Origin of the sequence: Snodgrassella sp. B3837, assembly GCF_026535955.1 — a bacterium.
Lineage (GTDB): Bacteria > Pseudomonadota > Gammaproteobacteria > Burkholderiales > Neisseriaceae > Snodgrassella > Snodgrassella alvi_E.
Genome location: NZ_JAFNPI010000006.1, coordinates 174,337 through 188,159, shown reverse-complemented (window position 1 = coordinate 188,159; position 13,823 = coordinate 174,337). Strand labels below are relative to the sequence as shown.

Below are 13,823 nucleotides of genomic sequence, written 5' to 3'. Positions count from 1 at the left end.
TATCCTGATTAATCTGGCTGCATATCCTTGGACTTGGGATTTACTATTTAACTGGAATTGCTAATTTAAATCGTATCAAGCAAACATTGTATCTGTAAAAAACAAAACTATTAGATTTCTATTCGAACTCATTGGTTAATTTATTTATTACTATCATTTTAATTTTTAAAATAAAAAGTATTAGCTTAATGCATATTAAATTAGAAATTTTAATAAAGCGGAAAACTGATTCGAAATTGCAATGAAAGTTTAAAAACTCAATTTTAGATGTAAGCGGGTTTAAAAATCCGGTTAATTATGATAATAACTATCTATTTTATAGATATAAAATAGATATATTTAAAGATAATATTATTTATTCTTATTTTTTGATCATTGTCAGGGTATTTAATATCAAATTGGTAGGATTAATTAATATATGTTTAAAATACATTCAGATTTATAACCTGAATCTAAAAGTTGTATAAATGGCAATTTTATTTAAATTTGCTAAAAGCTCAATGATTTTATAGCGCATGAAGCAATTTAATCCATTGCTTTTATTATTGTCTAAATTTTCATAAGCTTTAATCTTAGGCTATATATTAGTTATTATTGATTTCTAAAAGCTATATTCTGAATCAGAATGATAAAAGACAGATTTAGGTGAAGGTAATCTGTTTTTGGGTTTTACCTTTACATAAAAAAACAGATAGCTTATTGGCTATCTGTTTTGAAAGAAATTATTATTTTTGGTTCTTCTTGTCTTTATCCGCTGTTTTTGCAGGTTTTTTGGCCGCTAATCCCAATGACTGATTCCATTTGACCGGATCTTTGACTAAGTCCAGTGCTGCTTTTAATTGAGCATCCTTGGCTGGATTGGGGTCTCGACGAGCAAGCCAGTCTTCTTCATCCTTTTTCTTTTTACTGTCTTTTGATGCGTCAGTATTTTTAACGCCGTTATTTTTGGAGTTGTTGGTAATTGATGTATTGGCTTTGGCATCTTTAGTACTGTCTTTATCAGCAGTAGTATCAGTTTCATGTAAGGCAGCTTCGCTAGCTGAAGCAGAAGACGTGGATTTTTTCTGTCCGCCCAATAGATCACCATTTACTTCTTTACCACCCAGCGGATTGCTCAAATGTCCACCCAAATCAGCTTCGCGGCTTTCGTATGTGCGGTTTTTATCTTTAACCTCTACATCGGGTACGATACCTTGTGCTTGTATGGAGCGGTCATTAGGGGTGTAGTACAAGGCTGTAGTCAGTTTAACAGCACCGCCGTTGGACAAAGGAATAACAGTCTGAACAGAGCCTTTGCCGAAACTCTGCGTACCAACAATTACAGCACGCTTGTAATCCTGCAAAGCGCCAGAAACGATTTCAGATGCAGAAGCAGTTCCTGAATTAACCAAAACCGTTACAGGAATGCTTTTAAGCTCATCCGTCAGATTAATGAGCGGATCGTTACCTTTAACCACATAATCTTTAGGAATCGTTCGTAAAACCATTCCTTCTTTTTTGTCGCGGTTTTTAGTGCTGACTACTTTTACTCCAGGTTTCAGAAATACAGCGGAAACACCCACTGCACTGTTCAATAAACCGCCTGGATCGTCACGTAAATCTAATACCAAACCTTTTAGTGGTGCTTTATTCTGTTTGTTCAGTTCTTTAAGAGCATCAGCCAGCAAGCTGACCGTGTGTTCCTGAAACTGGGTAATGCGCACATAGCCGTAATTTGGTTCCAGTAATTTAAAGCGAACACTTTTTACTTTAATAATAGCGCGGGTGAGGTGTACCACAATGGGCTGAGTTTCATCTTTACGAGCCAGAGTCAGTGTGATACTGGTGCCTGGTTTACCTCGCATTTTTTTAACCGCTTCAGTGGCTGTCATGTTTCGGGTAGATTCATTGTCAATTTTAACAATGTAATCACCGCTTTTAATACCTGCACGATCGGCCGGTGTATCTTCGATAGGCGCAACAATTTTAATCAGTCCGTCTTCTGAACTGATTTCCATACCTAAACCACCGAATTCACCGGTAGTGCTTTCCTGTAAATCGGAATAATCTTTTACCGTTAAATATTCTGAGTGCGGGTCTAGGTTATTAACCATGCCTTTCATGGCACCTTCTAGAATCGTATCATCGGTTTTATTCTCAACATAATTGGCTTTTATTTGTCCATAAACTTCGGCCATTGTATGCAAAGATTGTACGGGTAATGCTTCGGATTTTTCATTGGCATAGCCCTGTATGCTCAGGGTTAGAATCACGCCACTGAAAGCGCCTAATGTATATAAAGCAGCTTTTTTTAATCGGGAATTAGCCATTATTTCTGTTTTTCTTTCTGATAGCGACAATGATTCAGGTCTAGAAAACCTGTTTGTAAGGGTGATTCATATATTTCATTCAGGCCAAAGTTTACATCATAATGTAAGTACAGGTAATAGTGCGCTATATTCTATTTCAGCGCAGCCATGATAATGGGTTCATTGCCTGATTATGATAGCGGATTTCAAAATATAGTCCATTCTGGCCGTCTGGTAATTTACCACTTATACCAATGTTTTGACCAGCGTCTATCGTATGATTGGCCGTGACTCCTATTGATGCTAAGCCAGTGTAAATACTGATATAGCCTTCACCATGATCGATAATAATTGTGTTGCCATACCCCTGTAAATAAGCTGCATAAGCTACGGTGCCACTGGCTATGCTATGCACAACAGCGTTATTACAGGCAAAAAACAATCCTTTCCAGATACCGCCATTAGGTCTACTTTCACCAAATCTTCCAGCAATGGTACCGCTTACCGGTCGTGGAAGACGACCTTGTTTTTGAGCCAGACCTTTGATTAATGGTGAGTTAATGTTATCTGTAGCCTGTAATGCCATATCTTCAGCGGTTAGTGTTGAAGATGATGTATTGTGAACGGACTCTGTACGGTTAACAGAGTTGGTAGATGTTTTGGGTGGCTGCGGTTTTTCTATTTTGCCTGAAATTTGTTTACTAGGTTTACTTGTTTGTGCCAGACGACGCATGGTTGCCTGTGCTGATAATCGGCTCAGCAAATTATTCAGACGCTTTTCAGCAGCCTTGAGTGATTGCAGCTGTTTATTTTGTACCGTTAATTGCTGACTTAATACTGTGGATTGACTTTGCTGACTTTGATGCCGTATTTGCAGTTTGTTTATCACTTGCTGCTGCTTCTGGCGTAATTTTGATAGCTCATTTTGCTGTTTTGCTACTGCCTGTTGCTGCTCACTCATACGCGTCTGTTGCTGTTGTAAACGCTGAATCACTCTTTCGTTGGCCTCATTCAGATAGCGTATATATTGTAGTGAGCGCCCTTTTTTGTCTGTCGAATCCTGTTTGAGTAGCAGATATACACTGTTTGGTTGGCGATTACGATAATGAGCATTCAGTAAGCGTGCAATTTGAGTCTGAGTTTCGGCTATTAGTGTACGTGTTTTATCCAGACTGGTTTGCAGTGTTTCTAACTGGCGCATACTGGTTTGTTGCTGTTGCCTGAGACGCCCCAATTCATTCCTAGCTTGATTTAGCTGCTGGCTGGTTGCTGCCATAGAGGCATCAATTTTTTTCTGCTCAACAGTTGTTTTGCTAATTTGATTCTGAGTAGCTGATATGGCCTGATGTACCTGTTTCAATTCGCTGCCAGGTTGAATTTTTTGATTGCTGGCAGCCATGGCAACAGAAGTTGCCATACAATAACAGGTTAGAGAAAGACAGAAAAAAGTTTTCATCAATTGTTTGTAAATTCAATCAGATTGCGCCCCGTCATTTCTGATGGAGGGTTTAGACCGAGAACCGCTAATAAGGAAGGTGCCACATCTTTTAATGCTCCGCCGGTATGAATGGTAGCTTTTCGGCCAATATATATAAAAGGCACCGGTTCAACTGTATGCTGGGTATGTGGCTGTTGATTTTCTTTATCATACATATGTTCGCAGTTGCCATGGTCTGCGGTGATTATTACTTCACCGCCAGCAGCCAGCGTGGCTTCTACCACACGCGCAACACAGCTATCCAATGTTTCCACTGCTTTGACGGCAGCATCCAGCGAGCCTGTATGTCCAACCATGTCACCATTAGCAAAGTTGCAAATAATGACGTCATGGCGATGATGTTGCAGGCTGTCTATGATTTCTTCAGTGATCCCGACAGCACTCATTTCTGGTTGCAAATCATAGGTGGTAACTTTAGGAGAAGGAATCATAATGCGTTCTTCTCCTATATACGGTTCTTCACGTCCGCCACTGAAAAAATAGGTCACATGAGGATATTTTTCAGTTTCGGCAATGCGCAGCTGGCTTAGTCCTTGTGCAGCCAGAAATTCACCTAGTCCATTACGCACAGATTGGCGGCCAAACATTACCGGATGAGGAAACTGCGCACCATAGGCTGTGATGCTGGCAAAGTAGCCAGGCTGTACTGTGTGCTGACGTTGGAAACCGGTAAAATTTTCAAAGGTAAGCGCCTGAGTTAATTCACGCGCACGGTCGGCGCGGAAATTGAGAAACAATATCGCATCGCCGTTTTTCAGTTCTGCATCAGGGCTCACTATTGTAGGTTTGACAAATTCATCCTGTTCACCACGTTCATAGGCTGCTTCAAGTGCAGAAATCGGTGAAACAGCATGATAGGGTGCATCACCAAATAAAGCATTGTAAGCTGCTTCGACTCTGTCCCAGCGATTGTCACGATCCATGGCATAAAAACGCCCGACTATGGCGCCGCATATTACCTGCGGATGCAGCTGCATATATTCTTGCAAACGCAATAAATAGGGATGTGCACTTTGGGGAGGTGTGTCACGTCCATCCAGAAACGGATGCACTACTATTTTTTGCATACCGGCTTCAATAGCCGCGTCTATTACTGCAAAAAAATGCTCAATGTGACTATGTACGCCCCCATCTGAAAACAGGCCAAGCAGATGCACGGTACGATTAGGGGTCTGCCATGCTTCTTGCAAAACAATGTTTTTTTCTAGGCTTTTATCTTCAATCGCCATATCAATACGGGTGATGTCCTGAGGGACAACTCGGCCGGCACCAATATTTAAGTGTCCTACTTCTGAATTACCAAATTGTCCTATGGGTAGACCAACCATGCGCTCAGATGCATCAATGGTGCCATAAGCGTAGTGCTGACGATAATTATCGATATGTGGTGTATGTGCCAGTAAAATAGCATTGTCATCACCACCGGCACGATGGCCGAAACCATCCAGAATTAAGAGAACGACAGGTTTGGTTAATGACACAATTGGCCTTTCTGTGATGGTGGGTTGTGTATTCTGACAAAAGTGCCAGTATTATCCAATAGAGTTTGGCTAAGAAGGATGGTATTAAACCAGCTTTAAAGTAAGATAGAATTATAGCTAAAAGCACTGGCTTGAGAAACAGCTGGACAGACCCAATTTAACGATAAATTAATTATATCTGGTTTGATTTTATTTTTTTATGGATATGCAAAATATGGCTGCTCAACGTGGCACTTCTTTCAGTTTTTCTCTGGCCAATCATTTTTTGATTGCAATGCCAGCAATGGAGGATCCTTTTTTTAAAGAAAGCGTGATTTATCTGTGTGAACATAGTGCCGATGGTGCCATGGGTATTATTGTAAATAAGCCGTCACCGATTATGATGGATTTGCTATTTGACTCTGCTAAAACCCCAACGCCGGAACGGTTCCATGGCCAAAATGTTCTTATGGGCGGCCCAGTTCAGGTAGACAGAGGCTTTCTGGTTCACACTCCGGCCGGTTCATGGGAAAGCAGTTTGATGGTCACTGATGATATTGCTATGACAACGTCTCGCGATATTATTATGGGGCTTACTCAGGAAAATGAGGTAGATAAGGCTGTGGCCACTATCGGTTATTCGAGCTGGTCGGCAGGGCAGTTGGAGCAGGAACTGGCTGATAATAGCTGGATTACTGCACCTGCAGATATGCAAATTTTGTTTGATATGCCCTATAAACAGCGTTATAAGGCCGCTTTGCAGTTGCTGAAAATTGATATTACCAATCTGAGCGGGCTGGCAGGACATGCCTAATTCGCTTTTATCTCCGTTAAGAAGTGGGACGGTTCTTGGTTTTGACTATGGATTAGCGCGAATTGGTGTAGCTGTAGGAGAGGCGGAATTGTCGACCGTACATCCGCTGGAAACTATTACGCTTATCAGCAATGAAGAACGATTTATACGTATTGCTTCTCTTATCAAAGAGTGGCAGCCAAAGGCTCTGGTTGTTGGATTGCCAACTCATGCTGATGGTGCTTCAGATGAGGCGACGGCACAATGCCGGCGTTTTGGTAACCGTTTGCATGGGCGTTTTCAATTATCCGTATATTGGGTAGATGAGCGCTGGACATCAGCCGTGGCTGATAGTTTGCTCAGTGAAGCTGGTATTTTTGGAAAAAAACGTAAACAGGTTTTAGATCAAGTGGCTGCACAGGCTATTTTGACAACGTTTTTCAGTTCCGGCGCTTGTAAAGCCAAATTGGTTGAATAGGTGAGGTTCTGATACATTTTTTTATTACAAATCGATTCCAATATTAGAGTTTCTTCAGAAAACGCACTTCTGAATTTTCTTTTCTTTCATTTTTTGTTAATCATCTACTTAGCTGGCGAAAAATGCCGGTATATTCTCTGTCGTGAATATACAGCAGTTCACATTATTTGGTTTTATTTTTGCGAAACCGGGGATAAACTTAACCTCAGTAAATAGAGAAACAGTTTAATCAGACTAGGACGCATAATGAGCACAGATAGCAGTATCAGCTTAGATAAAATGGAGGCCAGCACTAAAGCCAATATTCTTGCCGAGGCTTTACCTTATATCCGGCGCTTTTCCGGCGTAACCATGGTAATCAAATACGGTGGTAATGCCATGACAGATCCCCAACTGAAAGAAAGTTTTGCCAAAGATGTAGTTTTACTGAAACTGGTAGGAATCCATCCAGTAATTGTTCATGGGGGAGGCCCACAAATTAATGATCTACTTCAAAAAATAGGCAAAGATAATCAGTTCATTCAGGGTATGCGGGTGACAGATAATGAAACCATGAATATTGTTGAAATGGTACTTGGTGGCTGTGTAAATAAGGAAATTACTTCTCTTTTAAATCAACATGGCGGACATGCAGTAGGTATTACAGGACGGGATAACCATTTTATCAAAGCTAGAAAACTATATGTCTCTACCCCTGAAAACGCCCGACAGGATATCGGGCAGGTTGGAGAAGTAGAGTCTATTGATACTGCGCTGATAGAGGAAATGGTCGAACACGGCTATATACCTGTAGTGGCGCCGGTAGGGGTAGGTGAGCAGGGCGAAGCTTTTAACATTAATGCAGATGTGGTGGCCGGAAAACTGGCAGAAAGCCTGCAAGCAGAAAAGCTGATTATGCTAACTAATACCATAGGTGTACTGGATAAAAATCAACAGTTATTAAGCCGTTTAACACCGGCAGATATTAATGCATTAATCGCGGATGGTACCTTACAAAATGGTATGTTACCCAAAATCAATGCTACCTTGCAGGCTGCCATGCATGGCGTGCACAACACGCACATTATCGACGGACGTGTGCCACATGCACTGCTGCTGGAGATATTCACCGACAAAGGTGTGGGTACTATGATTCTTGGTCAGAATGAGCAGGCTTAATAGTGCTAATTTAGGTGCCGACAATATTTAATTGTTGTGTAATTAAATATTTAATTTTTTTTATTGGTATAATTGTTCAAAAAGCTTGACACTAAAATTACAAACGCTATAATTTCGCCTCATTCCCTGATAGCTCAGTCGGTAGAGCGACGGACTGTTAATCCGCAGGTCCCAGGTTCGAGCCCTGGTCGGGGAGCCAGTTTAAAAAAAGCACTCATTTATTTGAGTGCTTTTTTCATTGTGGACGTTTTATCTGTTATTCGCCAACTTTAATCAGTTTCACATTGAAGATTAAAACACTGTTAGGTGGAATAGCGCTTGTCGGGCTTTGTTCTCCATAAGCAAGATTTGACGGGATATAAAATGTATAGTCACTGCCTTCTGACATCAGCTGCAGACCTTCAGTCCATCCAGGTATGACGCCGTTAAGTGGGAAAGTGGCTGGCTGATTATTACGCTGTGCTGTGCTATCAAATACTGTGCCATCGATCAAGCGCCCTTCATACTGAACAGTTACCATATCGCTTGCTTTCGGCTTTTTACCACTACCTTCATGATTGATTTTATATTGCAAGCCAGAAGCAGTAGTAGTAACTCCAGGTGCAGTTTTATTTTTGGCCAGAAACTCATCTCCAGCTAATTGAGGGTTACGGGTGGCTGACGTAGCTGAAGATGCAGCTACCGGCTCACTACTATTACTTTTAAAACCGTTGTCCGCAAAGTTGCAGGCCGATACAGCCAGCAAAGTTGAGATACCCATAATAGTTAAAGACAAGCTTTTCATAATTTCTCTTTAAATGTTGAAGGAAAAGCAATTATAGCCAGCCATTCACAAAAAATAAATTTACTGATCAAGCTTCGCAATTATCAATACAAAAGTAGAAGTTGTAGGTAATATTTTTTTTGTGATGAATTTGCCTATTTGAATGAATATCAGTTTAAAACTAATGCATTTTATTATCTTCAAAACTTACAAAACAGAATTATTTGTGTGGAAATGCAGACACTATTTAGCTGAAAATATTGTTCTTCTTAATAACATATTAATAGATCATTACAATCTTCTTTTTATTAAATTCACACTTGTTTATCTCTTCTCAAGTACAGAAAATTGATAACTGTTGTCTTTGCGAGACCAAATGCTTTTATTTACACTTATGTACCTAAATTAATATTAGGGCAAATATAACTTCCGAATATCTATAAATCGTTAAAACAAAATTGTTAATATAACAAGAAAAAAATTATATTAACCAGAATTATAGCAGCTTTGAAGTGTAAGCATGCGAAATGGAAAGAGAAAAATATGGATTTGGGATTGCTTGGCGACTGATTGATGTCAGTTCGGCATTTTGCAGGTATTCTTACCAGTAGTGTTAATTGAATGTTGATAATGGCTTGACATCATGAGAGCATGCAGAATAGAATTGCAACTTATAAGAAGAGGTCAATTCTAAATCTTTGTTTAATGTTTGCTGTGGCAAAGTTAAACCAAATCGACTTTCAATAAAAATACCCTTACCTTTCTTTTGCATACACCCATGCATTTAAGGCTTGGTAACAGGAATTATTATGAGTTTACGGACTCATCTTATCTTAAATTCTAATAAATAAGTTCATTTAAATCTTTATGCACGTTTCTGAATTACAAAACTTACATGTGTCTGAGTTACTGGGCATAGCTGATGAATTTGGCATTGAAAATGCCAACCGTTTGCGTAAACAAGATCTTGTTTTTGCGATTGTACGCATCAAAATGAAGCAGGGAGAAGCTTTTACCTGCTCTGGTACGCTGGAAATTCTTCCTGATGGCTTCGGTTTTCTGCGCAGTATGGACACATCTTATTTGGCTGGGCCGGATGACATCTATGTCAGCCCCAGTCAGATTCGACGTTTCAATCTGCATACCGGTGATACGATTGAAGGCAGTGTACGTGTACCTAAAGATAACGAACGTTATTTTGCTTTGGTGCGACTGGATAAAATCAATGGTGATGACCCAGAGGTATGCAAGCATAAAATCCTATTTGAAAATCTTACGCCATTATTTCCGGATCGTCAGTTTGTATTAGAACGTGATATCCGTTCAGGAGAAAATCTGACCGGCCGTGCTATAGACCTGATTGCTCCAATTGGTTTCGGCCAACGTGCTTTACTAGTAGCACCGCCGAAATCTGGTAAAACCGTAATGTTGCAAAATATTGCCCATGCAATTACAGCTAATTATCCAGATGCAGAGCTGCTTGTTTTGCTGATTGATGAACGTCCGGAAGAAGTAACCGAAATGACGCGCTCCGTACGTGGGGAAGTGGTTTCTTCTACATTTGATGAGCCCGCTACCCGCCATGTACAAGTAGCGGAAATGGTAATTGAAAAAGCTAAGCGTTTGGTAGAGCATAAAAAAGATGTAATTATTCTGCTGGATTCAATTACTCGTCTGGCACGAGCCTATAACACTGTCATACCTGCTTCAGGCAAGATTTTGACTGGTGGTATTGATGCCAATGCATTGCATCGCCCTAAACGATTTTTTGGTGCCGCACGTAATGTGGAAGAAGGCGGTTCATTAACGATTATTGCTACTGCTTTGGTTGAAACCGGTAGTCGCATGGATGATGTAATTTACGAAGAATTCAAAGGTACGGGTAATATGGAATTGCATCTGGACAGGCGTATGGCAGAAAAACGTCTATTTCCGGCCATCAACATCAATCGTTCTGGGACGCGTCGTGAAGAACTGCTGGTATCAAATGAACATCTGCAAAAAATGTGGCTGCTGCGCAAGTTTTTGCATCCAATGGATGATATTGAAGCTACCGAATTCATCATTGATAAATTGAAACAGTCCAAAAATAATGCAGACTTTTTTGATTTAATGCGTGGTAGTAAATAGTCAAATAATACCTTATTAAGCCGTGTTTTAATCTGTAAACACGGCTTTTTTATTTTTGATATTTAAATACTGATAAAAAGCCATACTGATAAATACAGTATGGCTTTTTAATATCAGACTGAACAATATTTAAACAGTAAATGATTCTGATAATTATAAATGCATAAAATCGTGTTGGAACTACTTAAAGTTTAAGTTCATGTACATGAACACCATTAGCATCGACAGCGAGATAGCCTCCATAATTTTCAGCCCAGTCTTGTATAACATAACGTTTGAATAACTGATTATTCAGTTTAGATTCATGTACGGCAGGGCGGTGAGTGTGGCCATGAATCAGCGTTGGTAAGGAATCTTGAGCATGGTTTTCCATCAGTTGCTGGATGGCACTTTCAGTGACATCAGAGATTTCACTTTTACCTTCATTATTTTTACGTGTCTCACTCATCTGACGAATTTGTCCGGCCAGTAATCTCCGTTCTGCTATGGGTTTGCTTAATACGGCCATCTGCCATAATGGATTACGTGACTGCATACGAAATTGCTGATAGGCTACATCATCGGTACATAGCTCATCTCCATGCATGATAATATAATCATGACCATAAAGATTAATTTGTTGTGGTGCATTTAATAGCTGGATACCGCTTTCAGCTGAAAATTTTTCTCCCAGCAGAAAATCACGATTGCCATGAATAAAATAAATCGGCGTGCTGGCAGTAAATTCTTTCAGCTCTTTTTTGATGGTGCGGATAAAATCACTGTCATCATCATCGCCAATCCAGACATCGAAAAAATCTCCCAGAATATATAAGGCATCAATATTTCCCTGCCATTGTTGTAAACAGCGCTGAAAAAGTTTATTTAATGGCGGAGTTTGTTCTGACAAATGTAAGTCTGAAATAAAAATAGTGGTGTTCATGGTTTGTCGATTTAATAATATCAGGCTAAAAATTCAGTGTACTTTGCTGCGTCGAAGCCAACAAGTACGCGTTGTTTATTATTTATTAATACAGGACGCTTGATTACTGAAGGTTGATTCATCATCAGCTGTATGGCCGCTTCATTGCTGCAGAGTGCATCCTGCTGATCGATGGTACTTAATTTACGCCAAGTGGTACCTTTACGATTAATAAGGGTTTCTTTAGGTATTTGTGTCAGCCAAAATTGGATATCTGAAGCTGTGGGAGGTGTTTTTTTGAAATCTATAAATTCAGCATCAATTTCATGCTCTTGTAGCCACTGACGCACTTTTTTTACCGTATTACATTGGCTGATACCATATATCCGAATACTCATAATTAAGACCATGTAAATGTACAGACGAATATTATACCGGTTTGCTCTGACGAGCTTAAGTGTTGGTTTGTTGCATGCAGATTGTTTTTAAACTCACGATATAGAGTCTGCATTGCTAATCTGGCATATTGGCAGTATGCTTGAACCAGTGCAAAAATATTATTTTATGAGGAAAGACGGTATGAAAAAAATCAGTTTATTATTTGCCGCCAGCCTGCTACTGGCCGCCTGTAGTGGCAGACAAGAGGCGAGTAATAGTAATTTTACAGATGCAATTAATGAATTTGGCAAAAATGATAAGGTATGTCTGGCGGTAAATTTGGTACTAGACAACGCTCAGGGTGGAATTGATAATATGATTACTCTGGGAAATAAGGAAATTCGGATTGCCAGAAAAAACAGTGATGGAGAGAAAGTCAATAAAACAGCTCTCAAACAAATGGATATTCTGACTGATGCAGATTTATACGAACAAGGAAAAGATGTCACATTAAATATAAATGGTGGACCAGATATTCCACAGGCAGTGTATTACCGGACCAGCAAGGGTGAAGCTAATGTGCTCAACAGTGCTCAGGGTAGTCTGCTTTGCCTTGGTACACAAAAGGTAGATAAAATTGTGCTCTTTACTGAACCCACACCAGCCAATGGTATGACTATATCCAAGGTGGTCTATGATGCCAAGTTGGTACCGGAAAAATGGGCTGAAAATCTGATTAAAACCACTGATGAAAACTGGTGGAAATCTTTACAGGAACCACAACGGCGTGCTGCGATATTAGTCTTGACTGATAAAGGGTGGAAGGATGAACGTGCACTACATTGATTGTAATAAAATCAATAGAATGCAAATGGATTTTCACTGATTAATTGTTTGGAAAGTTAGATAATTGGTTATCTGGCATTACGCATATAGATTAAAATTTGGTTTGGCACTAGCGAATATTAAAAATCTCCAGATTTTTATTTAATCTGGAGATTTTTACACGATAATAACAATGGTAGTTGTTTAGTACTTATACTACGGCTTCTTCTTTACGTTTAGGTGGTTTAACCAGATTTTGTCGGTTCAAACCAAACATCAGCAGTAAAGGACTGGCTACCAGTACTGAAGAATAGATACCAAATACAATGCCAATAGTTAAGGCCATGGCAAATCCATGCAGTGCCGCTCCGCCAAAAACGAGCATGGAAATAACCATCGCTTCGGTAGAACCATGCGTAATAACTGTTCGGCTCATGGTGGCGGTAATAGCATTATCAATGATTGCCGGTACACTTTTGCCGCGCATATGGGGTTTGCGAAAGTTCTCGCGGATACGGTCGAATACCACTACTGATTCGTTCACTGAATAACCAAGCACAGCCAGAACACCTGCTAGTACAGTAAGTGAAAATTCCCAGCGAAATAAAGCGAAACAACCCAGAATAATAACCACGTCGTGCATATTAGCAATGATGGCGGATACGGCAAAACGCCATTCAAAGCGCATGGATAAATAGATAATGATGCCTAGAACAACCATGCCCAGAGCAAGCAGCCCATGTGTTACCAGCTCTTCACCTACCTGTGGGCCGATAAATTCTACCTGTCGTAAGCTTATGCCTTCCTGATGCTGTTTAAGCAGATCCATTACCTGATTAGATAACTGAGCGGAGGACATATTCGCTTTGTTGGGTAAGCGAATCATAAGTTGTTTATTAGTACCAAGCGCCTGTACCTGAACTTCACCCAGTTTTAATCCATCCAGCTCAGTGCGAATCTTGTTTAAATCCGCACTCTGCTGAAACTCCACTTCCATTACGGTACCGCCAGTGAACTCAACTGAAAAATTCAATCCGCGTGTCACCAGAAAAAATACAGCCAGAATAAAAGTAATTAGTGATATCGCCGTTGTTAGCTTGCCATAGCTCATAAACGGAATGTCACGTTTGATTTTGAAAAATTCCATAATT

12 protein-coding genes and 1 tRNA gene are annotated in these 13,823 nt (G+C 40.0%); 6 read left to right on the top strand and 7 right to left on the bottom strand.

All coding sequences use genetic code 11. The features are described 5' to 3' along the window. Window positions 1-725: 725 nt before the first annotated feature. From J3U67_RS01850 to gpmI, 3 genes are all read right to left on the bottom strand, one after another. A complete protein-coding gene (locus J3U67_RS01850) occupies window positions 726-2,309 on the bottom strand; it encodes a S41 family peptidase (protein ID WP_267403538.1) in 1,584 nt (527 codons plus the stop codon). A 136-nt stretch (window positions 2,310-2,445) separates the two neighbouring features. Continuing rightward, window positions 2,446-3,705: a murein hydrolase activator EnvC family protein gene (locus tag J3U67_RS01845; protein WP_267403536.1), complete on the bottom strand. Its 1,260-nt coding sequence runs from the start codon at window positions 3,703-3,705 to the stop codon at window positions 2,446-2,448. Window positions 3,706-3,743: 38 nt separating this feature from the next. After that, on the bottom strand, window positions 3,744-5,267 hold the full coding sequence (gene gpmI, locus J3U67_RS01840) for a 2,3-bisphosphoglycerate-independent phosphoglycerate mutase (RefSeq protein WP_267403535.1): 1,524 nt from the start codon (window positions 5,265-5,267) through the stop codon (window positions 3,744-3,746). A 214-nt stretch (window positions 5,268-5,481) separates the two neighbouring features. Here gpmI and J3U67_RS01835 point away from each other — a divergent pair, with 214 nt between their 5' ends. The 4 genes from J3U67_RS01835 (at window position 5,482) to J3U67_RS01820 (ending at window position 7,874) form a co-directional block, all read left to right on the top strand. Beyond that, entirely contained in the window at window positions 5,482-6,060 is a 579-nt protein-coding gene (locus tag J3U67_RS01835) for a YqgE/AlgH family protein (RefSeq protein WP_100140246.1), read from the top strand. Further along, window positions 6,053-6,517 carry a Holliday junction resolvase RuvX gene (gene ruvX / locus J3U67_RS01830; protein WP_267403533.1) on the top strand — a complete coding sequence of 155 codons (465 nt, stop codon included), beginning with the start codon at window positions 6,053-6,055 and terminating at the stop codon, window positions 6,515-6,517. Before J3U67_RS01835 ends, ruvX begins: the two co-directional genes overlap by 8 nt. Window positions 6,518-6,763: 246 nt before the next feature. Beyond that, a complete protein-coding gene (argB, locus tag J3U67_RS01825) occupies window positions 6,764-7,675 on the top strand; it encodes an acetylglutamate kinase (RefSeq protein ID WP_267403531.1) in 912 nt (303 codons plus the stop codon). A 123-nt stretch (window positions 7,676-7,798) separates the two neighbouring features. Beyond that, a tRNA-Asn gene (locus J3U67_RS01820) sits at window positions 7,799-7,874 on the top strand. 57 nt (window positions 7,875-7,931) lie between these two features. Here the strand turns inward: J3U67_RS01820 and J3U67_RS01815 are convergent. Continuing rightward, on the bottom strand, window positions 7,932-8,435 hold the full coding sequence (locus tag J3U67_RS01815) for an FKBP-type peptidyl-prolyl cis-trans isomerase (RefSeq protein WP_267403790.1): 504 nt from the start codon (window positions 8,433-8,435) through the stop codon (window positions 7,932-7,934). An 870-nt stretch (window positions 8,436-9,305) separates the two neighbouring features. Between J3U67_RS01815 and rho the strand changes: the two genes are divergently transcribed. Continuing rightward, entirely contained in the window at window positions 9,306-10,568 is a 1,263-nt protein-coding gene (rho, locus tag J3U67_RS01810; RefSeq protein WP_100140154.1) for a transcription termination factor Rho, read from the top strand. Between the two features lie 184 nt (window positions 10,569-10,752). Here the strand turns inward: rho and J3U67_RS01805 are convergent, their stop codons facing one another. Both J3U67_RS01805 and J3U67_RS01800 read right to left on the bottom strand, forming a co-directional pair. Beyond that, window positions 10,753-11,490: a UDP-2,3-diacylglucosamine diphosphatase gene (locus J3U67_RS01805; protein ID WP_267390270.1), complete on the bottom strand. Its 738-nt coding sequence runs from the start codon at window positions 11,488-11,490 to the stop codon at window positions 10,753-10,755. Window positions 11,491-11,510: 20 nt separating this feature from the next. Further along, entirely contained in the window at window positions 11,511-11,867 is a 357-nt protein-coding gene (locus J3U67_RS01800) for a Spx/MgsR family RNA polymerase-binding regulatory protein (protein ID WP_267403529.1), read from the bottom strand. A gap of 181 nt (window positions 11,868-12,048) precedes the next feature. On the opposite strand from J3U67_RS01800, the gene J3U67_RS01795 reads away from it, so the two are divergent. Further along, complete coding sequence (locus tag J3U67_RS01795) at window positions 12,049-12,693, top strand: hypothetical protein (protein ID WP_267403527.1); 645 nt, start codon at window positions 12,049-12,051, stop codon at window positions 12,691-12,693. A 190-nt stretch (window positions 12,694-12,883) separates the two neighbouring features. Here the strand turns inward: J3U67_RS01795 and secF are convergent, their stop codons facing one another. After that, window positions 12,884-13,819 (bottom strand): protein translocase subunit SecF, encoded by a 936-nt coding sequence (gene secF / locus J3U67_RS01790; RefSeq protein WP_267403526.1) that lies wholly within the window; start codon window positions 13,817-13,819, stop codon window positions 12,884-12,886. Window positions 13,820-13,823: the final 4 nt, after the last annotated feature.

Bases quoted from the DNA above. Each gene is read 5' to 3' on its own strand.
- J3U67_RS01850 (WP_267403538.1), bottom strand. From the start codon at position 2,309: ATGGCTAATTCCCGATTAAAAAAAGCTGCTTTATATACATTAGGCGCT.
- J3U67_RS01845 (WP_267403536.1), bottom strand. From the start codon at position 3,705: ATGGCAACTTCTGTTGCCATGGCTGCCAGCAATCAAAAAATTCAACCT.
- J3U67_RS01835 (WP_100140246.1), top strand. From the start codon at position 5,482: ATGGCTGCTCAACGTGGCACTTCTTTCAGTTTTTCTCTGGCCAATCAT.
- ruvX (WP_267403533.1), top strand. From the start codon at position 6,053: ATGCCTAATTCGCTTTTATCTCCGTTAAGAAGTGGGACGGTTCTTGGT.
- argB (WP_267403531.1), top strand. From the start codon at position 6,764: ATGAGCACAGATAGCAGTATCAGCTTAGATAAAATGGAGGCCAGCACT.
- J3U67_RS01815 (WP_267403790.1), bottom strand. From the start codon at position 8,435: ATGGGTATCTCAACTTTGCTGGCTGTATCGGCCTGCAACTTTGCGGAC.
- rho (WP_100140154.1), top strand. From the start codon at position 9,306: ATGCACGTTTCTGAATTACAAAACTTACATGTGTCTGAGTTACTGGGC.
- J3U67_RS01805 (WP_267390270.1), bottom strand. From the start codon at position 11,490: ATGAACACCACTATTTTTATTTCAGACTTACATTTGTCAGAACAAACT.
- J3U67_RS01800 (WP_267403529.1), bottom strand. From the start codon at position 11,867: ATGAGTATTCGGATATATGGTATCAGCCAATGTAATACGGTAAAAAAA.
- J3U67_RS01795 (WP_267403527.1), top strand. From the start codon at position 12,049: ATGAAAAAAATCAGTTTATTATTTGCCGCCAGCCTGCTACTGGCCGCC.
- secF (WP_267403526.1), bottom strand. From the start codon at position 13,819: ATGGAATTTTTCAAAATCAAACGTGACATTCCGTTTATGAGCTATGGC.